Genomic DNA, 18,998 nt, shown 5'->3' on the forward strand with positions numbered 1-18,998 from the left:
TATGGGACTGCGCGAAGATCTACAGCGGGATCTGGCGGAAGCCTTTGATACCGACCTGGCCGATGCTGTGAGCCCTGTTGTTGGCATGCGCAAGGTTCAGGGTGAGTACGACCCGGACTCAGGCACGACGCCGGAAGTCATCACGACCTACGCCGGGCGCGGCGTGCTTGGCAGATACCTCGCCAAAGAGATCGATGGATCACTGATCCAGACCTCTGACGAAAAACTCACTGCCCTACAGAACGAGCTTTTCATCACGCTGCTGGGTGAGCCCACCGAAACCCAGGCCATCCCTGAAATCGGCGACGTCATCGGCGGTAAGCGCGCAATTAACGTCAGCCAGGACCCGGCCAAAGCTACCTGGACAGTTCAATTGAGGAGATAGCCATGCCGCGCGGATCGCACATGACGGGGCGCTACGGCGGCAGGAGTGGAAGTTTCGAGCTGCAACTGGCTGAGTTCGCTGCGCAGGCGAAAGGCGCTATCGACGCGAGTCTGCGAGAAATCATCATTGAGCTTGGCGGGTCACTGATCCGGATGTCACCCGTTGATACGGGGCGATTCCGTGGAAATTGGCAGTTCAGCATCGCACCACCTGCCGGCGGCACGCTTGATGTGATAGACCCCACCGGGGCAGAGGCAACGGCGCGACTTGTTGGCGAATCAATAGAGTTTCGCGCCGGAGCCACGGCTTTCATCGTCAACAACCTTCCGTATGCAATTCCGCTCGAGTACGGTCACTCCGATCAAGCGCCTGGCGGGATGGTGCGCATCACCCAGGCCCGCTTCCAGCAAATCGTGCTGGAGGCCATCAGGAACAACCAGGTATGAGTCACAAGATCATCCGCTCCCTGCTGGAGTCGCGCCTGAAGGCCTGGGCGGCGGCCCGAACGCCTGCGCTGCGCATCGCCTACCAGAATGTGCCATTCACGCCAAACAACGGCGAGACCTACCTTCGAGCGTTCCTGTTGCCGGCCGGCACCGATAGCAACGACTTGGCCGGTGCGCACCGGCTCTACACCGGACTGTTTCAAATCACCATTGTGACGCCGACCGGCAATGGGCCTGCCGGCGCAGAGACGATCGCCGATGAGCTTGCCGCGCTGTACCCACTGAATGATCGTCTGACCCGAAACGGTTTTACTGCTTTGGTGATGACTTCGGTTGAGCCAGGCCCTGAGCAGACCGAAGACACCTCCTTCACCCTGCCGATGTCCTTCCAGTACCGAGCCGACACCACAACCTAATCCGCCCGTTGGGCAAACCCAGAACCCGCTATTGAGCGGGTTTTGTCATTTCTGCAAAGAGGAAAAACACATGGGCTTTCGACTCCCCAACGGCGCGACCCTGCAAATCGCTTCGACCTACGGTACGGCGATCCCGGTCACCGCGCTGAGCAATGCCAACCCAGCGGTAGCCACTGCTGCGGCCCACGGCCTGACTGATGGCGACATTATCGCCGTGACTTCGGGTTGGACTCGCCTGAATGACCGGGCCGCACGCGTCTCCGACAGCGATACCGGAACCTTCGCGTTGGAAAATATCAACACCACCAACCTCCAGCCATACCCAGCTGGCTCGGGCATTGGCTCGGTGCGCGAAGTAACCGGTTTCGTCGAGATCTCGCAGATCACCGATGTGGCCACCAGCGGCGGCGACCAGCAGTTCCTGACCTTCGGCTTCCTGGCTGACGACGATGATCGCCAGATCCCGACCACCAAGAACCCGATCAGCATGTCGGTAACGGTTGCTGATGATCCAGCTCTGCCGTATGTGGCCGTGGTTGAAGCTGCCGATGAGGACAAGGTGGCCCGCGTGCTGCGCCTGAACCTGCCGAACGGCGACAGCATCCTCTACAACGCGTACGTGACCATCACCTCGACTCCGGCGCTGTCCCGGAACAACCTGATGACCCGTGTTATCAGCCTGTCGCTGGCAGGCCGCCCAACCCGTTACTCGGCGGTGGTGTAACCCATGGCGAAGATCAAGATTTCCCAGAACCCGACCTTCAAGGCGAAGGTTGCCATTCCGCGTGTTGGCGGCAAGCCAGAAGACGTGGAGTTCGAATTCAAGTACCTGGACCGCCTGGCCCTGGCCGCGCACTTCGACAAATGGAACGCCGCGCGCGAAGAGCACCAGCGGCATGTCCAGGAGGATGGTCTGTCCTGGCAGGAAGCCACGGTGGCCGAGATCGCGATTCAGGTTGGCCAGCTCAGGGACATCGTCGCGGGCTGGGCCTTTGACGACAAGCTTTCGGACGAGTCGCTGACGGCCCTGGTGACGACTTGCGTCGGCGCACCTCAGGCTGTGCTCGAGGCCTACCAGGCAGCATATCAACCGGCCCGCCTGGGAAACTGACCGGCGCCGCCCGCGTCCTGTATGAGCAGGGGCCGTCCGAATCGGATTTGGCGGCCTTCGGCATGACCCTGGCAGACATCCCGCCTGTTGAGTACGACGTCTGGCCGGACAACTGGTCGGCGTTCCTGATCTTCGAAGCGATGTCGACCCAGTGGCGTACCGGCATGGGAGGGGCCTCGGGCCTGGATTACAGCGCGCTCCCACCGGTCGCCAGTATGCTGGGCATGAAGCGGCGCGAACTTACCCAAGCCTTCCACGACGTCCGCGTCATGGAAGCAGAAGCCATGCTCGTGATGAGCGAATCGAAATAACGGAGCCCGCATGACTTCTATTGCTGAACTCGGCATCAAGGTCGATTCGACCGATGCTGCGCAGGCGAGCTCCGACCTCGACAAGCTCACCGCGGCGGGTGGCCGGGCCGAGAAAGCAGCCGAGGGAGTTTCCCGGAGCGCTGACAAGGCTTCGGTATCGATCAAGAAGCAGAAGGACGAGCTTTCCGACCTGCTCGGCGAGATTGACCCGACCGTCAAGGCCTTGGGTCGCCTGGACGAGCTCGAAAGCAAGCTCGCCAAGCAGAAGAAGCTCGGCGCGCTCGATGCTTCGACCTTCAGCGAATACCAGGCCAAGATCGATCAGTCCAGGACGAACCTTGGCCGCTTCGATGACTCCCTGACCCGTACCGGCAACACCGCCAAGCAGACAGCCAATGCGCTGCGCGGAGTGCCCGCGCAGTTCACTGACATCGCCGTATCGCTGCAGGGCGGCCAGAACCCACTGACTGTTCTGCTTCAGCAGGGCGGCCAGCTCAAGGATATGTTCGGCGGCATCGGGCCGGCGGCCAAAGCCCTGGGCGGCTATGTGCTCGGCCTTGTGAATCCGTTCACCGTGGCCGCAGCAGCCATAGCCGGCCTCACGTACGCCTACTATTCCGGCAGCGAGGAAGCCGTTGGATACCGCGAAGAGCTTATAAAGACCGGTAATGCTGCTGGCACGTCGGCAGACGCTCTGACTCAAATGGCGCGGCAAGTCAGCGCAACCGTGGGCACCACTGGTGCCGCCGCGGAGGTCCTAACGAAGCTGGCTGGGGCTGGGAAGATCGTCAGTGGCAGTTTTGAAGGGATCACGATCGCCGCGCTGGATTGGGAAAAGGCCACTGGGCGAGCGGTCGAGGAAACGATTGCTGAGTTCGTGAAGATCGGCAAGGACCCGGTTGCAGCGGCCAAGGAGCTGAACGACCAGTACAACTTCCTCACGGCCAGCACCTACGCACAGATCGTCGCGCTGAAATCCCAGGGCGACACGATCGGCGCGGCCAAGCTGCTGACCGACACCTACGTCGACACCATCAAGAATCGCAGCAGCGAGGTGATGGAAAACCTCTCGGTGTGGGAGCGGGGATGGAAGAGCCTGAAGGGCGAGATCTCTGCCACCGCGGACGCGGTGAAGGATATCGGGCGGGAGCAGGCCCTGGCGAGTCGAATTACTGAAGCCCAGCAACGCGTGGCCGCCGCCCAGAGCATGGTGAACGGCGACCCAAGCGATACCGATGCTCAGGAAAAACTGAAGAATTCCAGGCTCGAACTTGAATTCCTGACTCAGCAGAAGAACACCCAGGACGCCATAGCCAAGGCTCAGGGCCTGAACGCACAGATCCAGCGCGACGGCATCGACGCGAGCATGCGCCTGAAGGCGATCAGCGACTCCAACCTCACCAACGAAGAGAAGCGCAACAAGCTGATCAAAGAGTACAAGCGGGATGTTGAGGCGCTGCGCAAGGCCAACGCCAACGATCCACTGGTACAGCCGGACGTCGTCGAGAAGACGATCCAGAACATCCACGAGAAGAACAAGGACCCGAAGGCACCGACATCGGCCCTCAACCTGTCCGGGTTCAACGACTCGAAGAATCAACTGTCGGCGATCCTTGGCGAGTACAAAAACGCCCAGAAGGAACTGGAAGCGGCGCAGAAGGCCGGACTGGTCACCCAGGAAGACTACCTGCTCAAGCGCCAGGCGCTGATCGGCAACGAGCGCGACGAGGTCACGGCTGCCTATGAGGCCGAGATTGCAGCGCTTGAGGCATCCAAGGGCAAGGCCAGCACATCGGCGGCCCAGCGCATTCAACTGGACCAGAAAATCGCCGACGCCCGAGCCAACATGGTCAAGGCGCAGAAGGAGGCGGACAGCGAACTCGAAGTCATCGCCACCAACGAGCAGGGACGGCTCGCCAAGCAGGCCCTGGCAATCAAGACCTACACCGATGCCCTCGACCAGCAGAACGTCGCCCTGCGGCGTGCTGGGAGCCGTGCGGCGGATGGTGTCGGCCGGGGTGACCGTGAGAACGCCATCAACGGCGAACTTAACGAAATTGCTGACCGAGCCAACCAGCAACGCCTGGACCTGGCCCGCGACAAGGCCGACCAGGCGCGCAACATGAGTGCCGAGGAATACCAGGCCAAGCTGGACGCCATCAACAAAAGCGAGAAGGACCTGAGCGAAACAGTGCTCAGCAACTACGAGCAGATGTCTGAGGCGCAAAGCGACTGGCGCAAGGGTGCCACTTCGGCCTTCAGCAACTACCTGGAAAGCGCGCGCAACATTGCCGGGCAGACGCGAGACCTGTTCTCCAACGCATTCAGCTCCATGGAGGACTCGGTCGTTAACTTCGCCATCACCGGGAAGGGCTCGTTCGGGGATTTCACGAAATCCGTGCTGGCCGATATGGCGAGAATCGCGACGAGGACTGCGGCGTCTGAAGGGTTGAGCGCTCTTTTCGGGCTGGCTGCATCTGCTGCTGGCTCCTACTTTGGCGGAGCGTCCTCCGCTGGATCGACCCAGGCCGGGTACTCCGGTGACCTCTCTGGCTTCACCCCGGGCAGCATCCAGGCCAAGGGCGGCGCCTGGTCGGGCGGCGTGCAGATGTTCGCCAACGGCGCCGCCTTTGCCAATTCTATCGTCAGCAAGCCGACAGCGTTCGGCATGGCTGGCGGTGGGATCGGGGTTATGGGTGAGGCAGGGGAAGAGGCGATCATGCCGCTGACCCGCACGGCCGGCGGCCAATTGGGCGTGCGGGCTCTGACCGGTGGCGGATCTGGCACCGCGATCAGCATCAACGCGCCTGTGACCGTTGTCACCCAAGACCGCAGCTCAGAAGGGATGCAAATTGACCAGCAGGCCCTGTCGAAGAGCCTTCAGTCGCAAATGCAGGCGGTGGCGGAAAAGGCTGTCGCTGATTCCTGGCGAGCAGGCGGCACCAGCTTTCGCAACGCCAATGGGAGGGCGTGATGGCTATCGAGACATTTACCTGGCCCACCCAGCACGGCGACTCTCCGGAGATCACCTACAGGGTAAGGACGGCTCAGTTCGGCGACGGCTACAAGCAAATCGCCGCCGACGGGCCCAATAACAAGGAAGACTCCTACCCGATCACCTTCAGCGGTTCGAAGGCTCGAATTCTGGAGATCATGGCGTTCATCGACCGGCACGCCGGCGCGAAAGCCTTCCTCTGGACAACCCCGCTCGGCGAGCTGGGCCTGTTCACCTGCGTCGACCCCGTCCCAACCCCAGTGGGGGGCGGAGTGTTCAAAATCACGGCCACATTCGAACGGGCCTTCCAACCATAAGGGGCAACCATGCCGCTGATCAGTGACATCCAGGTCCTCGAGCCTGGCAGCGAAGTGCTGCTCTTCGAATTGGACGGATCGGACTATGGTGCGGACGTTTTGCGCTTCCACGGGCACGCGATTCCGCACACGGCTGCGGAGTTGATTGCCGCCGGAGCGGCCGCCGATGAGTTGCCGGCCAAGTCCATTTGGTGGCAGGGGAACGAATACGGCGCCTGGCCTATGCAGATAGACGGCATTGAGTCCAACGGCGATGGCACGGCGGTCCGCCCGACGCTCTCGGTGGGCAACGTCAACGGGCGAATCACGGCGCTGTGCTTGGCCTTCGACGACCTGTTGGAGTTCAAGTTGACCATGCGCCACACGCTGGGCACGTACCTGGACGCCCAGAACTTCCCCGGCGGCAACCCACAGGCAGATCCAACCCAGGAGACGATCGAAGTCTGGTACATCGATCAGAAGACGAACGAGGACGGGGAGACGGTTACCTGGGAGCTTGCCAGCCCGGGCGACGTGGGCGGCGAGTCCATTGGCCGCCAGGCTACGACGCTTTGCCACTGGTGCCTCACTGGCGGTTACCGCGGGCCCAACTGCGGCTACACCGGGCCCTACGTGACCAAGGATGGTGTGGTCACGGACAACCCTGAGCTTGATGAGTGTGACGCCACGCTGGGCCGGGGCTGTATCCCACGCTTCGGCGAGGGTAACCCGCTGCCATTCGGCGGATTCCCTGCCGTTTCCCTGATCGCCCGGAGCTGACCATGCGCAAACACATTTTTAGCGCGATCCAGGCGCATGCGGCGGCCGAGTACCCGAAAGAGTGTTGCGGGCTCCTTCTGGCCATTGGCCGAAAGCAGCAGTACATCCCGTGCAGGAACACCGCGACCGAGCCGCACGAGGAATTCCGCATCGATCCCGAGGAATACGCCGCGGCGGAAGACCTGGGCGAGGTGATCGGCATCGTTCACTCCCATCCGGACGCCACCAGCCGGCCGTCGCCGCGAGACCTGGCGATGTGCGAAGCGACTGAGCTGCCCTGGCACATTTTGAGCTGGCCGGAGGGTGACTTGCGGACGGTGGTGCCCACGGGCGAGACGCCATTGCTCAAGCGACCATTCGTCCATGGCGCCTGGGACTGCTGGCAGGTTTGCGCCGACTGGTACAAGCGCGAGTGGGGGCTGGAGTTCGAGGCCTTCAAGCGTGCCGATGGCTGGTGGGAGAGCAAGGACAACGCCAGCCTCTACGAGGCGAACTATGAGGCTGCCGGCTTCTACCGGGTTGACCAGCCACAGCGCGGCGACATGGTCGTCATGGAGGTAGGCCGGACGGTTCACCCGAACCACGCCGGGATATTCCTCGGCAGCGATCCGACGCTGCCTGGCGAGGATGCCGGCACGTTCGGCCCAGGGCCGTTCCTACTGCACCACCTATACGGCAGACCGTCAGAGGTCATCGTTTTTGGTGGTCCGTGGCTCGACCGAACTCGCCTGATCCTGAGGCACAAAGACGCACAATCTTCCACATAACGCGGCTTTGCCGCAGGAGAGGCAATGAGTCAAACCAAAGATCCTTTCCCGGGCCACTGTGACGCCGGGAAAGTAATTGATTGGATCAGTCGGCAGATTTCTTCGACGGTTCTGGGAAAAGCCCTGCAATCAGAGCCTGCAGCGGAAGGTGATGCTCAGATGAGCCGTCTGATAAGCCCTTGTCTTCAGGCAAAGCCCTAATAATTTTCTCTGCGGCATCCTTGATGTGTTGTCGCTTTGATGGGCTCAAGACCGCTAAAGATGTGCCTACGAGTGTTAAAGCTGCGAGGACACCTGTTTGAAAAGGGGAGATATGTGGTTTTTCGCTCATTTCACTTTCCTTGAGTAATCCGCGCCGACATTGGCGCAATCCCAGTCCTTGGGCTTGCAGGCAAAGGACTAGGAAATCCGTTGCATGGAGGCAAGAGGCTACTACTGGCGCGAGGCGGCGCGCTACTGGGGATTTTTACAGGATGGCCCTCTGTCGCTTCGATGGTAGATTGCCTTGGCATCGAAAACAAATGGAGCGGCATATGTACGATTTCGAAGATGAAGATGAGCGAACGGACTGGGAAAAAGCGAGAGACGATGCCGCCAAGGAGCATCTTGACAAGGTTGCTCCTGGAGTACCGTATGAGGATATTCCTGATGATTTGTGGGAAGAAGCAGATAGGGTTGCCCAAGACGTAGTTGGTCCAAACCCGGATGCACCTCGAGACGAAACAGGCGAAGAGGAATAGTAGCAAGCCCAGCCATCCCGCTGGGCTTTTTCATTTCTGATATCTTGCCGCCATCTTCCACAGGAGTGACCCCATGAGATTGTTCGTAGGCGCGGTAGCTGTTGCTTTGCTGGCGGGGTGTGCAACTTCGCCGACGCCGTCCAGCCAAGCCAAGCAAGCCCCGGCCAGTCAGTTGTCGGCTTACCAGAGCAAGCCATCGGGCGCCTATGGCACTCTTCAGGTGATTCGCGACTCTGGGCACACCGGCAGTCTTTGCTCAATGGCGATATTCATAGACGGTAAGCAGGCTGCCAAACTTGATCCAGGCCAAAAGGCCTCGTTCTACCTTCCGCCGGAGTCCGTGCTGGTGGGGGCTGCGTACACCGGCTCCGGCGTATGCTCGATGGGCGCGGACCGCGTTGAGCGTGAGGCCGTAATGAAAGATGGCGTATTGAAGAAATACCGTGTGTTTACTGGCGGCGATGGGCAGATCGACATTCTCCCCACCATGCTCTAAATCAACCGCCTTCGGGCGGTTTTTTATTGCCCGGAGATCGGCATGCATTCAGCAGTTACCTATACCCCGATGACGACAGTGAAGCTCTCTGGCTCTCTGGCGAAAAAGTTTTTCCGCAGCCAGCCTTTCCTGCTTGATGGCGGCTCAACGGCAGAAGTGTTTCGTGCCCTAAACGCTGCTGTTGAGGGTTTCGCGGAAGAAATACGCCGCCTTGATCGGATGGGCCTGACGTTCGCTGTCTTCCGTAACCGCAAGAATGTTGGGTTGGAAGGCTTTGATCTTGGCGGCACTAGGGAGATTCGGATTGTGCCGGTCATTGCGGGGAGCAAACGGGCCGGAGGCTTACAGACGATCATTGGTTCGGTACTGATCGCTGCGGCGTATGTGCTGTCCTTCACTCCGCTCGCTGCTGCCTCGCCGTTTCTGTATGCCGCAGGTGCATCCATGGCTATCGGCGGTGTCATTCAAATGCTCAGCCCCCAGGCATCAGGCCTCAAGCAGAGCGCCGGGCCAGAGAACGCCCCGTCCTACGCCTTCGGCAGCGCCAAGAACACCACGGCCAGCGGCAACCCTGTACCGATCTGCATCGGTGAGCGCCGGTGGGGCGGGATGATCATTTCCGCATCGATCTACGCGGAAGACAAAACTTGAATTTTTAAACTCGATTAAAGGATTTCGGTGCCGGTGACGGATAAAACCCCTCACTAGAAACCGGGATGACAAATAGTCGGGAAACCGACACCCAGGCTCGAGGAGGATCGACGGATCGCCGGGCCAGAAAAGCAAAACCCCCGGACGCTCGCAACGTGCCGGGGGTTTTTGTTTCAACCCCTTGTCAGGACCAAGGAGAAGAACATTGATCAATTATAGGCCCAAACACAGGGTCAAGGTAGATGGAAACATGAGTGAAGAAGGTGCGGATCGTGCGGGTAACAAGCTCGCAAATGCAGCTTTGATTTTTGCCACCTCTGTTGGTTTGGCTTGTGTCATCAGCGCAATTGCGTTTCTGTTGAAGTAAAGCCATCAGCTTCTTAAGCAACGAACTCGCGACCGCCGATGGCGGTTTTTTTTCGCCTGGAGGAAAGCATGGGCGCAGCACAGACGATCGACATCCGCGGCGCAAAGGGCGGAAGCAAAAAGCCGAAGACGCCGATTGAGGCAAGCGACAACCTCCGCTCAACGAACATCGCCAAGCTGCTGATCGCGGTAGGTGAGGGTGAGTTTGAGGGCGTGCCGACGGATGCCGACATCTACCTGGACAACACACCGATCAAAGATGCGAGCGGCAACGTCAACTTCCCGAACGTCAAATGGGAATGGCGCTCGGGCTCGGTGGATCAGACCTATATCCCCGGCATCCCCTCGGTCGAGAACGAAACATCGCTGAACATCGAGCTGCGAAGCGATGCGGCATGGGTCCGCTCCGTCACGAACATCCAGCTTTCTGCCGTGCGCATTCGGTTCGCCTGGCCGGCGCTCCAGCGCCAGGACGATCAGGGCAACGTCGGCGGGTACAGGATTGAGTACGCCATCGATGTGGCGACTGATGGCGGTGCCTATCAGCAGGTGCTGAGCGAGGCCGTGGATGGCAAGACCACAACTCGCTACGAGCGGTCCCGGCGAATCGACCTTCCTGAGGCCACCATCGGCTGGCAGATCCGCGTGCGCCGTATCACGCCGAACCAGAACAGCAACCGAATCGCAGACACCATGCTGATCGCCGGCTTCACCGAAGTCATCGACGCGAAGCTGCGTTACCCGAACACCGCGCTTCTCTACATCGAATTCGACGCCGAGCAGTTCACCAACATTCCGGCCGTCACCGTGAAGTGCAAGGCCCGAAAATGGCAGGTTCCGAGCAACTACGACCCGATCAGTCGGACCTACACGGGCACTTGGGACGGTAGCATGAAGCTGGCCTGGACCAACAATCCGGCTTGGATCACTTACGGAATCTGCACCGAGGACCGTTTCGGCCTGGGCAAGCGCATCAAGTCGTTCATGGTCGACAAGTGGGAGCTGTATCGGATTGCGCAGTATTGCGACCAACTGGTGCCGGACGGCCTGGGCGGGACCGAGCCGCGCTTCCTGTGCGACATGAATCTGCAGGGCAAGGCTGATGCCTGGACGCTGTTGCGGGACATCTCCGGCATCTACCGCGGGATGACTTACTGGGCTCAGGGCCAGTTGATCATGCAGGCCGACATGCCGCGCGCCCAGGACTTCGACTATGTGTTCACCCGGGCGAACGTCATCGACGGGAAATTCTCCTACGGCAGCGCCTCGGCAAAGACTCGCTACACCCGGGCCCTGGTCAGCTACGACAATCCGGCGAACAACTACGACACCGACGTCATTCCGTTCTCCGATCTGCCACTCCAGCGCCGCTATGGCGACCGGCCAACCGAGCTGAGCGCCATCGGTTGCACCCGGGCATCTGAGGCCCAGCGCCGCGGCAAGTGGGCGATCCTCAGCAACAACCTGGACCGGACTGTCACGTTCAAAACCGGCATGGAGGGCGTGATTCCGCTGCCGGGCCACATCATCCCAGTGGCTGACTCGCTGCTGGCTGGCCGAGAGATCGGCGGGCGTATTTCTGCCGCTGCTGGCCGGGTTGTGACCCTGGACCGCGATACCCAGGCCAAGGCCGGCGATCGCCTGATCATCAACCTGCCAGGCGGGCGTGCGGAAGGCCGAACCGTCCAGAGCGTAGCCGGTCGTGCTGTCACCGTGACCGTCGCCTACAGCGAAGCGCCTCGGGCGCAGCTTCAGTGGGCGCTCGATGCGGATGACCTGGCGATCCCGCTGTATCGCGTGCTCCGGACCAAGCGCACCACCGAAGGCGACTTCGAAATCAGTGCTTTGCAGTACGAACCGAGCAAGTTCGCGCACATCGACACCGGCGCGCGCTTGGAAGACCGGCCGATCAGCGCGATCCCTATCACCGTGGTTCCAGCGCCGGCAAGCGTCACCGCCGCGTCGACGTCCTCCGTGGTTCAAGGATTGGCCGTGGCCACCATGACCATCAGCTGGCCCGCCGTGGAAGGGGCTGTTGCCTACGACGTGGAGTGGCGCAAGGACAGTGGGAACTGGATAAAGGTGCAGCGCACCGGCTCGACCAATGTGGATGTGGTCGGCATTTATGCCGGTGCCTACGTGGCGCGCGTCCGCGCGGTGAGCGCTTTCGATATCTCGTCGATTTGGCGTAGTTCCGCGTTGACCGAACTGAGTGGTAAGGAAGGTCTCCCGCCGGCGGTCTCCTTTCTCACGGCTACACCCTTGCTGTTTGGCATCGGCTTGAAGTGGGGCTTCCCTGCTGGTGCGGAGGATACCCAGCGCACCGAGATTTGGTATGGACCTGCGAATGAACTGGAGGCCGCTACCAAACTGGCCGACTTGGCTTATCCCCAAAGCGATTACAGCATGCAGAGCCTTCTGGCCGGCGCTTCGTTCTTCTTCTGGGCTCGTCTGGTGGACCGAATCGGGAATATAGGCCCATGGTACCCGGTCGGCGGCGGTGTCCTGGGCCAGGCCAGTTCTGAGGCCGGCCCGATTCTTGACCTGATCGCCGGCCAGATTGGGGAAACAGAACTCAGCGAAGAACTGAGAGGAGAAATCGAGAAAATTCCAGGCCTCCAGGCTCAAATTGACGCCCTTGAAGGTTTGGCTGCCTACAACCCTGACGAGACGTATGTCGAAGGTGACCTGGTCGTTTTCGGCAAACGCATCTATCAGGCAATCGGACCTGTCCCCGTGGATACGCCACCGCCCAATCTTGCCTATTGGCTCGACGTCGGCCAGACGATCGAGACGGTGGATGGTCTAGCCCAACAGGTTGCAATCAATACCGTCAACATCACCGAACTCGAAGCCACGGCCACTTCCTTCGAAGCGCTGCGAGCTTCTTGGCGCGATGACGATGGGGAGGGCGATCTTGCCGACGCCATTAAAGGATGGACCAGCACGACGGCTATTGCGTCAGAAAGCGGTGTTCGCGCCTCAGAAAATGAGGCAATAGCACGCAGGGTGACTACTTTCGACGCTCAGATCGGCGAGAACGCGGCGAATTTGACCACGCTCGAGCAGGTTGTGGCCACGAACGAGTCTGCTACGGCGACGAAGATCGATCAGCTGAACGCGGCGGTAGGTAACAACACCGCGGCTATCCAGCAGACAGCCACGGCCTACGCCGATACCAGCGGCAAGCTGAGCACGATGTGGTCGGTGAAGATGCAGCTCAACGCAAATGGGCAGTACGTTGCAACTGGTATCGGCCTGGGCATAGAGAATGTCGGGGGCACGCTGCAGAGCCAATTCTTGGTAAGCGCAGATCGGTTTGCCATCGTAAACACCATCGCCGGCGGAGCCATCTCCGTTCCGTTCGCTGTTCAAGGTGGGCAGGTGTTCATGAACTCCGCCTTCATCCAGGACGGCAGCATCACGATGCTTAAGATCGGCCAGGCCCTGCAATCGGACAACTACGTCGCAGGAGTACAGGGTTGGCGCCTGGATAAGGCCGGCAACCTGGAGTTCAACGGCCCGGCCCCGGGTGGTGGCCGCCTGACGATGACGAACCGCGCCATCAAGGTCTACGACGAAAACGGTATCAAGCGGGTCCAGCTCGGAGATCTATCGGCATGAGTTATGGGCTGAAGATATGGGATGAAAGCGGCAACGTCACTCTGGACGAAACATCGTTCACGATGCGAGTTGTATACAGCGGCATTGTGACTGGTTCGCATGCAGCTACCTTTCAAACGATATCGGTACCAGGACTTACCCCATCTAACGGAGCTGCTTTCGTGGTGCCGGTAGGGAACTATAGCGTCAATAACGACATGCAGCTAGAAACGGAGGTGATAGCAAACGCCGTCAGGGTGTATAGCTTCATTCGGGGTAGGGCCGAATATAGCAATACAACCAGCTCGACTATGCGCTTAATTGTGATCAGGTACTTATGATGTCCTTTGGATTAGAATTTACAAACAATAATAATGTTGTGACGGTTGATTCCGAGTTCACTCGACTAGTCGTGTTGGCGAAAGGAGTGTATGTCCCCAATCAGGAGTCAGGGCTCGGCTCAATAACCAACTTCCCTCGAACTATAACTAGCCAAGAGCCGCCCCTGGTGTTCATCAGGCCTTCAGGAAGCAGCGGCATTGCGGGCTTATGTTTGATGCGTGTGGTTGGTACTCCAGGTGCCTGGACGGGTTTTTATGTGAGGGCTTATGACGTCAATACGTTGCAACCGAATGGGTCTTACTTTGCGTGCGGGTTCGCCGCCACCCCGCTTGCTGATTACGGGATGAGGCTTTGGGACGGGAACTCAAAGTTGCTATTCGATAGCGGAACTCCGTATGCACGATTTACCCGGTCGTTCCAGAACTGGACGTATTTGAAGTCTGATCATACCCCACAGGGGCTGCCAAGGAACTATTATCGAGTCAATTTTACATTCCCTGTTGGGGAATTTATGTTGATTAATACCTTCGGTATGCCAATGCTTGATGATGGTGTGCAGAGCAGGATGCTTTATTGTTGGTGGGACTTTTCCGGGAATAACCTTTACGCCATAACAGTCGGATCCTCCAACCCGTTTGCTTTTTTTCTACCCGCCGTATTCGCAAAACTTTAAAGGAAATGTCCTATGCCCTGGTACAAAACGGGGACGGTTTCCGTCACCCTGAATTCCAATGCCGTAACTGGAACTGGCTCGGCTTTCATAGTCAACTGCAGGGTTGGCGATGCGTTCCGTGGACCGGATGGCCGCTGGTATGAGGTCACCAACGTGGCGAGCAATACCGCGATTGCTATTGATCCGCCATACTTGGGGACAACGACCTCAAGCGGCAGCTATGCACTGGCCCCCATGCAGGGGTACGTAAAGGATTCGGCTGATGCTCTGCGCGCAATCGTTACGACCTACGGTGCCCAGCTGGCGGCGCTTAAGACTACTGGCAACTACGACATTTTACCGCCATCTAAGGGTGGGACCGGGATTACGGATCTTTCCGTGTTCATTCAAGTAATGCTGAATGATCCCGATGCCGCCGCGGCACGGTTAACCTTGGCAGCGGCGAAGACTGGGGCCAACTCTGACATAACCTCCCTAACCGGTTTGACCACCGCGTTGAGCATGGCGCAAGGCGGTACTGGCGCAAATAACCAAGCGGCAGCAAGAACAAACCTAGGCCTGAAATCTGCTGCGGTGGCAGATCTCGTAGGCACAGTTTCCCAAAGCGGCGGCACCCCAACGGGCGCGATTATAGAAAGCGGCTCCAACAGCAATGGCCAATATACCAAGTACGCTGACGGGACCATGATCTGTAGTCACGTCGTGCGAATGGACACAGTTTTAACAGCTGATATCCTCGGCGGGACGTGGACCTTCCCCATGCCTTTTGCAAGTTCTACTGTCCATATCTCCCATTCCCCTATGCAAGGTTCTTCAGCGGATTGCGCTCCAGCGCTGACTGATAGGTTCGGCCCTGTTCTAACTGCGCCGAGCGGAACAGCAGCTAGCCTGCGGAGCATCAAGCGAACCGGAGGGGCAGGCTTCGTCGCTGGCAATTTCATCGATACCCACGTGATTGCGAAAGGGCGGTGGTTCTAATGAAGATAATCCTGAGTCCCCAGCGGCGCAGCGATGAGCTAATTGTCAGGAAGTCCGGCGACAAACTGCTCGTCAACCACACATCTTTCGATTTCGAGCCGATTGGTGAAGGCGACACCTTGCCTTACGGAGCAGTGGATTCGATTTGGTTTCCTGGCGACATCTCGCGCATGAACGGGGAGTTAGTGCTGACTTTGCTGTTCCCCATTCCAGAGAACTACAGCCAGGAGCAAGCTTTCCCGGTGCCCTTGCTGACCGTTCCTGATGGGGTGGTTGTCTTCCCTGGTCCTGATCAAGTGAATTTCGTTCCGCCTCAACCGGACCCATCGGCGCCGGTCACGGAGGGTGTGATCGACTGGACCAAACTGATTACCCAGGAAATGAAGGATGCGGCCGTCCTGGCCGCTCAGCTAGCTACGAGGAAGTCGGAGCTTGCGGAACGCAACGCACGAGCCGCAACGCAAATTGCGCGCATTCAGGATCGCATCGACACTCTGGGGTACGGCATCGAAATTGGGGAGGTGACTCCAGAGGAGGAAGCTGAGCAGGCCGCCCTGGCCGCGCCGCTGAAAGCCTGGAAGACTTACAAATACGCCTTGGGCAAGGTCACTACGCAACCTGGATGGTTTGAATCTCCAGTCTGGCCGGTGGAGCCGCCGGTTCCTGAAATCGTCGCATCGCCAATGTTGCTGAACGCCGAAACGATTTGACCTGAAACGAATAATGCAACCCGCCATCGAGCGGGATTTTTTTTGCCTGGAGAAAAGTTATGACCGCTTCCGAAAAGGACCGTGACATTTTGGCCCGTACCCTCTGGGGTGAGGCCCGCGGTGAAGGACTGGCAGGCCAGATTGCGGTGGCCTGGACCATTCGCAATCGCGTGTTCGATGGCAAGGACCGTTCGTGGTGGGGCGAAGGATACACCGGCGTCTGCCTGAAACCCTGGCAGTTCAGTTGCTGGAACAAGAACGACCCGAACTATCCGTACCTGAGCGGCGCCAAGCCGATCCCGCCGAAGCAGTTTGCCCAGGCACAGCGGGCGGCCGACCTGGTGATCTCTGGTGCTGAGCCTGACCTCACCAAGGGCGCCACCCACTATTACGCAACCACGATGCCGAAGCCTCCGGCTTGGGCTGCTAAGGCCACGCAGACCCTGCGCCTGGGTAACCACATCTTCTTCAAGGACGTGCCATGAATCCAGCCACGCTGAAGCTGATGATCGCCGGAATCGCCGTGGCGTTGATCTTGGCAATGAGCACGACATGGAAGATCCAGGACTGGCGGTACGGGAAGCGCCTGGCGGAGCAAGCCGGCCAGTACCAGTCCGATCTGGACAAAATCAGCAGCGCGGCCGCGGCCCAGGTGCAGGCGGAGCAGGACAAGCGCCTGGCCATGGAGCGGCGGCTGTCGGCCAGCGAACAAACCCACTACAAGGAGCTGAGCGATGCCCAGCGTAATCAGGATCGCCTGCGCGATCGTCTTGCCACTGCTGATGTTCGGCTGTCAGTCCTCCTCGAGGATTCAGCCAGTTGCAGCCCAGTGTCTACCACCCCCGGCGCCGGCGGCGTGGTTCATGGAGCCCGTCGAGCCCAACTTGACCCAGCGCATGCTCAACGAATTATCGCCATCACCGACGCCGGCGACAGGGGGTTGATTGCGCTGCGAGCGTGCCAGGCGTATGTCAGAGAACTAATCCCGGAGGAGGACTAGGGATTCGTCCTATCATCGGCCAACGGTCATGGATCCAGGCGTATTCAGCGGGCGGGGAAGTGGTGACCACGTAAACGCGTCGGTTCTCGTCCTCGCCTAGGACCAAGCATTCCAGCCCGTAACCCTCATTCATGTCGAACCAGTGTGATACCCGGTCTTCGTCCTTCTCCATGTAGCGCTGCACGAGCCCTATCGCGCGTCGCGGGTGATACTTCTGCCATCCACCACGCTCCACCGTCTCCAGCTTCGCCCACCCACCTGATGGCCCTGTCCCGGTTTCTTCTTTGCGCCGGCCCCATCGCACCCACCCGAGATCAGTTCCGTCCTCGAGTAGCACGGGAATCGCAGCTTTTGGGTTGGGGAAATACACCTTCACCCGTTCATACGCTCTGTTTTTGTCCGCCGCTTCAACTCCGCCGCACATGTTCTTCCCCAGGGTCATTTTGCTTGTTCGGTTGACCTTGGCATTCCACGGGAAGTTTGCCCGGGCATCGCGATTTTTCGACGAACCCCAATCCGTTACAGTGGGCGCAGTCCTCGCGCACACCGAACCGGTCCATGCAATCTGAGCATTGGATGAATTTCGCCAGCTCCAGAAATGGCCTGATCCTATTCACGACTTCGATGTCGTGGTTTTCGGTAGCGACCTGGACAACATCAACCATCCATCGATAGACGTCCGGGTCATCAATCGCCTCGTAAATCATTCCCTGAACCATTCGCGCCTTCTCGACCAAGTCGAACTGACGGCCATCGTGCAAGGTAAGAACGAGCCCTTCCACACGCCCCCGGAGGCTGTGATAGGTCTGGTTCAATCTCAGCCCATCCTTGTCGCGGTATAGTTTTCCATCGTAGGCACGCAAAGGGCCGCCTCCGTTATCGTCCAGTCTCAGTACGGAATGAAACAACGTTCCAAACCGTGGGCCACCGTCGCGCGGCATCACATCGTATTGATAAGAAGATCGGTAAAGGACTGGGTTCGATTGCAGCTCTTCCAGAGCAAGCCAGTAGGCGGCGTTCGCCATTTCGTCCATGTCGAATTGATCGAGCCTGTCAATCAGACCTTCTTCTGCCAGCCTGGCGCTGACATCAAGAAGGCAGGAACGGTAAGCCTCCGGGTTCTCCAATCGTTGGCAATTATTGTCGAGCATGTCTCTCCATTCCTGGATCCTCAGCGCCTTGGCTTGTTCGAAATTCATGGGGGATCGCTTGTCTTTTACTGTTTGGATATACAGTAATTGAGGTGGTCGTGCTCCAGCGAGAGGAAGCCGACGAACCGCAACGCTGGCGACTAAAGGAGATGACGACAGACGGAATGCATAGCACCTATTTATAAATTAGGATATGTATAGGTTTTTGAAAGGAATGTTAGAGATGACACCCCTTGAAAAGCTGCTCTCCTGGCATGAGAAATGGGCTCTGAAAAATCAAACCGTGATCTGCAAACGATGTGGAGTAGAGCAGTCGGAGATGGACAGACATCTCAAATTCAACCATGCGCCGGATTGTCACAATGCCCGCTTGGGCGCCGAACCATGGAAGGCTTTAGACGAAGTAAGGGATTCATACTGGACCCCTACAGCGTCACCATTCGATCAAGGCGCTAATCTGTCGATGACAGAACAGCCAGGGCCATCTTCACAAATTCCTCATTCCGATCGAGCGTCATCAGAGCACCCCTGACGTTCGCTGCGACAACGCTTGATCCGTTGAGCTCTACCCAATTGGTGAGCTCCATGATGGCAGCTTCCAAAGCGAGCTGGTTTTCGTTGATCTTGGATAGCAGGGATGGAAGCAGATCGAGATTTTGCATGGGCGACTCCTACCTCGTAGAAATCAGCGTAGCAGTGTTGGGATAGATTGTTCGGTCGGCAGAACGCCGGAGATGTCCCAAAAGGGCTTGGGGACTTTTTCGGGGGTTCGCTGTTTTCC

At 58.9% G+C, this 18,998-nt stretch carries 22 protein-coding genes; 19 read left to right on the forward strand and 3 right to left on the reverse strand.

The genetic code is table 11. The features are described from left to right. The first annotated feature begins 1 nt into the window (after position 1). From BW992_RS16895 to BW992_RS16940, 10 genes are all read left to right on the forward strand, one after another. Positions 2–385: a hypothetical protein gene (locus tag BW992_RS16895; protein WP_076406769.1), complete on the forward strand. Its 384-nt coding sequence runs from the start codon at positions 2–4 to the stop codon at positions 383–385. Between the two features lie 2 nt (positions 386–387). Further along, complete coding sequence (locus tag BW992_RS16900; RefSeq protein ID WP_372239197.1) at positions 388–831, forward strand: HK97 gp10 family phage protein; 444 nt, start codon at positions 388–390, stop codon at positions 829–831. Next, a complete protein-coding gene (locus tag BW992_RS16905) occupies positions 828–1,247 on the forward strand; it encodes a DUF4128 domain-containing protein (protein ID WP_076406772.1) in 420 nt (139 codons plus the stop codon). Before BW992_RS16900 ends, BW992_RS16905 begins: the two co-directional genes overlap by 4 nt. 70 nt (positions 1,248–1,317) lie before the next feature. Continuing rightward, the gene (locus BW992_RS16910) at positions 1,318–1,971 is read left to right on the forward strand and encodes a phage tail protein (protein WP_076406775.1); all 654 of its coding nucleotides are present in this window, start codon (positions 1,318–1,320) and stop codon (positions 1,969–1,971) included. A 3-nt stretch (positions 1,972–1,974) separates the two neighbouring features. Further along, positions 1,975–2,358, forward strand: a complete 384-nt coding sequence (locus BW992_RS16915; protein WP_076406778.1) for a phage tail assembly chaperone — start codon at positions 1,975–1,977, stop codon at positions 2,356–2,358. Positions 2,359–2,420: 62 nt separating this feature from the next. Continuing rightward, entirely contained in the window at positions 2,421–2,669 is a 249-nt protein-coding gene (locus tag BW992_RS16920) for a DUF1799 domain-containing protein (RefSeq protein WP_076407347.1), read from the forward strand. A gap of 10 nt (positions 2,670–2,679) precedes the next feature. Next, a complete protein-coding gene (locus BW992_RS16925; RefSeq protein ID WP_076406780.1) occupies positions 2,680–5,643 on the forward strand; it encodes a phage tail tape measure protein in 2,964 nt (987 codons plus the stop codon). Further along, complete coding sequence (locus tag BW992_RS16930) at positions 5,643–5,981, forward strand: phage tail protein (protein WP_076406782.1); 339 nt, start codon at positions 5,643–5,645, stop codon at positions 5,979–5,981. The genes BW992_RS16925 and BW992_RS16930 overlap by 1 nt, the downstream gene beginning before the upstream one ends. A 9-nt stretch (positions 5,982–5,990) precedes the next feature. Further along, on the forward strand, positions 5,991–6,740 hold the full coding sequence (locus tag BW992_RS16935) for a phage minor tail protein L (RefSeq protein WP_076406785.1): 750 nt from the start codon (positions 5,991–5,993) through the stop codon (positions 6,738–6,740). A 2-nt stretch (positions 6,741–6,742) separates the two neighbouring features. Continuing rightward, positions 6,743–7,507, forward strand: coding sequence for a C40 family peptidase (locus BW992_RS16940; RefSeq protein WP_076406788.1), 765 nt, complete (start codon positions 6,743–6,745; stop codon positions 7,505–7,507). A gap of 85 nt (positions 7,508–7,592) precedes the next feature. Here the strand turns inward: BW992_RS16940 and BW992_RS26950 are convergent, their stop codons facing one another. Next, positions 7,593–7,838, reverse strand: a complete 246-nt coding sequence (locus BW992_RS26950) for a hypothetical protein (RefSeq protein WP_148049156.1) — start codon at positions 7,836–7,838, stop codon at positions 7,593–7,595. A 202-nt stretch (positions 7,839–8,040) separates the two neighbouring features. Here BW992_RS26950 and BW992_RS16945 point away from each other — a divergent pair, with 202 nt between their 5' ends. From BW992_RS16945 to BW992_RS16990, 9 genes are all read left to right on the forward strand, one after another. Beyond that, entirely contained in the window at positions 8,041–8,247 is a 207-nt protein-coding gene (locus tag BW992_RS16945) for a hypothetical protein (protein WP_148049155.1), read from the forward strand. A 73-nt stretch (positions 8,248–8,320) separates the two neighbouring features. Next, positions 8,321–8,743, forward strand: a complete 423-nt coding sequence (locus BW992_RS16950; protein ID WP_076406794.1) for a hypothetical protein — start codon at positions 8,321–8,323, stop codon at positions 8,741–8,743. 42 nt (positions 8,744–8,785) lie between these two features. Further along, positions 8,786–9,394, forward strand: a complete 609-nt coding sequence (locus BW992_RS16955) for a tail assembly protein (RefSeq protein WP_076406796.1) — start codon at positions 8,786–8,788, stop codon at positions 9,392–9,394. A gap of 435 nt (positions 9,395–9,829) precedes the next feature. Then, positions 9,830–13,384 (forward strand): host specificity protein J, encoded by a 3,555-nt coding sequence (locus tag BW992_RS16960; protein WP_076407348.1) that lies wholly within the window; start codon positions 9,830–9,832, stop codon positions 13,382–13,384. A 319-nt stretch (positions 13,385–13,703) separates the two neighbouring features. After that, a complete protein-coding gene (locus tag BW992_RS27230; RefSeq protein WP_076406802.1) occupies positions 13,704–14,378 on the forward strand; it encodes a hypothetical protein in 675 nt (224 codons plus the stop codon). 12 nt (positions 14,379–14,390) lie between these two features. Further along, positions 14,391–15,356: a hypothetical protein gene (locus BW992_RS27235; protein ID WP_083714567.1), complete on the forward strand. Its 966-nt coding sequence runs from the start codon at positions 14,391–14,393 to the stop codon at positions 15,354–15,356. Positions 15,357–15,736: 380 nt separating this feature from the next. Then, positions 15,737–16,066, forward strand: coding sequence for a phage tail protein (locus BW992_RS16980; protein WP_076407349.1), 330 nt, complete (start codon positions 15,737–15,739; stop codon positions 16,064–16,066). Between the two features lie 59 nt (positions 16,067–16,125). Then, positions 16,126–16,551, forward strand: coding sequence for a cell wall hydrolase (locus BW992_RS16985; protein WP_076406803.1), 426 nt, complete (start codon positions 16,126–16,128; stop codon positions 16,549–16,551). Further along, the gene (locus tag BW992_RS16990) at positions 16,548–17,066 is read left to right on the forward strand and encodes a lysis system i-spanin subunit Rz (protein WP_076406804.1); all 519 of its coding nucleotides are present in this window, start codon (positions 16,548–16,550) and stop codon (positions 17,064–17,066) included. Before BW992_RS16985 ends, BW992_RS16990 begins: the two co-directional genes overlap by 4 nt. Positions 17,067–17,473: 407 nt before the next feature. Here the strand turns inward: BW992_RS16990 and BW992_RS17000 are convergent, their stop codons facing one another. Next, a complete protein-coding gene (locus BW992_RS17000; protein WP_076406805.1) occupies positions 17,474–18,265 on the reverse strand; it encodes a hypothetical protein in 792 nt (263 codons plus the stop codon). 404 nt (positions 18,266–18,669) lie between these two features. Continuing rightward, positions 18,670–18,879: a hypothetical protein gene (locus BW992_RS17005; RefSeq protein WP_076406806.1), complete on the reverse strand. Its 210-nt coding sequence runs from the start codon at positions 18,877–18,879 to the stop codon at positions 18,670–18,672. Between the last annotated feature and the right edge of the window lie 119 nt (positions 18,880–18,998).

The organism is Pseudomonas sp. 7SR1 (assembly GCF_900156465.1).
Lineage (GTDB): Bacteria > Pseudomonadota > Gammaproteobacteria > Pseudomonadales > Pseudomonadaceae > Aquipseudomonas.

What these genes read in the sequence shown, in the direction of transcription:
- BW992_RS16895 (WP_076406769.1), top strand. Translation starts at nt 2, where the DNA reads ATGGGACTGCGCGAAGATCTACAGCGGGATCTGGCGGAAGCCTTTGAT.
- BW992_RS16900 (WP_372239197.1), top strand. Translation starts at nt 388, where the DNA reads ATGCCGCGCGGATCGCACATGACGGGGCGCTACGGCGGCAGGAGTGGA.
- BW992_RS16905 (WP_076406772.1), top strand. Translation starts at nt 828, where the DNA reads ATGAGTCACAAGATCATCCGCTCCCTGCTGGAGTCGCGCCTGAAGGCC.
- BW992_RS16910 (WP_076406775.1), top strand. Translation starts at nt 1,318, where the DNA reads ATGGGCTTTCGACTCCCCAACGGCGCGACCCTGCAAATCGCTTCGACC.
- BW992_RS16915 (WP_076406778.1), top strand. Translation starts at nt 1,975, where the DNA reads ATGGCGAAGATCAAGATTTCCCAGAACCCGACCTTCAAGGCGAAGGTT.
- BW992_RS16920 (WP_076407347.1), top strand. Translation starts at nt 2,421, where the DNA reads ATGACCCTGGCAGACATCCCGCCTGTTGAGTACGACGTCTGGCCGGAC.
- BW992_RS16925 (WP_076406780.1), top strand. Translation starts at nt 2,680, where the DNA reads ATGACTTCTATTGCTGAACTCGGCATCAAGGTCGATTCGACCGATGCT.
- BW992_RS16930 (WP_076406782.1), top strand. Translation starts at nt 5,643, where the DNA reads ATGGCTATCGAGACATTTACCTGGCCCACCCAGCACGGCGACTCTCCG.
- BW992_RS16935 (WP_076406785.1), top strand. Translation starts at nt 5,991, where the DNA reads ATGCCGCTGATCAGTGACATCCAGGTCCTCGAGCCTGGCAGCGAAGTG.
- BW992_RS16940 (WP_076406788.1), top strand. Translation starts at nt 6,743, where the DNA reads ATGCGCAAACACATTTTTAGCGCGATCCAGGCGCATGCGGCGGCCGAG.
- BW992_RS26950 (WP_148049156.1), bottom strand. Translation starts at nt 7,838, where the DNA reads ATGAGCGAAAAACCACATATCTCCCCTTTTCAAACAGGTGTCCTCGCA.
- BW992_RS16945 (WP_148049155.1), top strand. Translation starts at nt 8,041, where the DNA reads ATGTACGATTTCGAAGATGAAGATGAGCGAACGGACTGGGAAAAAGCG.
- BW992_RS16950 (WP_076406794.1), top strand. Translation starts at nt 8,321, where the DNA reads ATGAGATTGTTCGTAGGCGCGGTAGCTGTTGCTTTGCTGGCGGGGTGT.
- BW992_RS16955 (WP_076406796.1), top strand. Translation starts at nt 8,786, where the DNA reads ATGCATTCAGCAGTTACCTATACCCCGATGACGACAGTGAAGCTCTCT.
- BW992_RS16960 (WP_076407348.1), top strand. Translation starts at nt 9,830, where the DNA reads ATGGGCGCAGCACAGACGATCGACATCCGCGGCGCAAAGGGCGGAAGC.
- BW992_RS27230 (WP_076406802.1), top strand. Translation starts at nt 13,704, where the DNA reads ATGTCCTTTGGATTAGAATTTACAAACAATAATAATGTTGTGACGGTT.
- BW992_RS27235 (WP_083714567.1), top strand. Translation starts at nt 14,391, where the DNA reads ATGCCCTGGTACAAAACGGGGACGGTTTCCGTCACCCTGAATTCCAAT.
- BW992_RS16980 (WP_076407349.1), top strand. Translation starts at nt 15,737, where the DNA reads ATGAAGGATGCGGCCGTCCTGGCCGCTCAGCTAGCTACGAGGAAGTCG.
- BW992_RS16985 (WP_076406803.1), top strand. Translation starts at nt 16,126, where the DNA reads ATGACCGCTTCCGAAAAGGACCGTGACATTTTGGCCCGTACCCTCTGG.
- BW992_RS16990 (WP_076406804.1), top strand. Translation starts at nt 16,548, where the DNA reads ATGAATCCAGCCACGCTGAAGCTGATGATCGCCGGAATCGCCGTGGCG.
- BW992_RS17000 (WP_076406805.1), bottom strand. Translation starts at nt 18,265, where the DNA reads ATGAATTTCGAACAAGCCAAGGCGCTGAGGATCCAGGAATGGAGAGAC.
- BW992_RS17005 (WP_076406806.1), bottom strand. Translation starts at nt 18,879, where the DNA reads ATGCAAAATCTCGATCTGCTTCCATCCCTGCTATCCAAGATCAACGAA.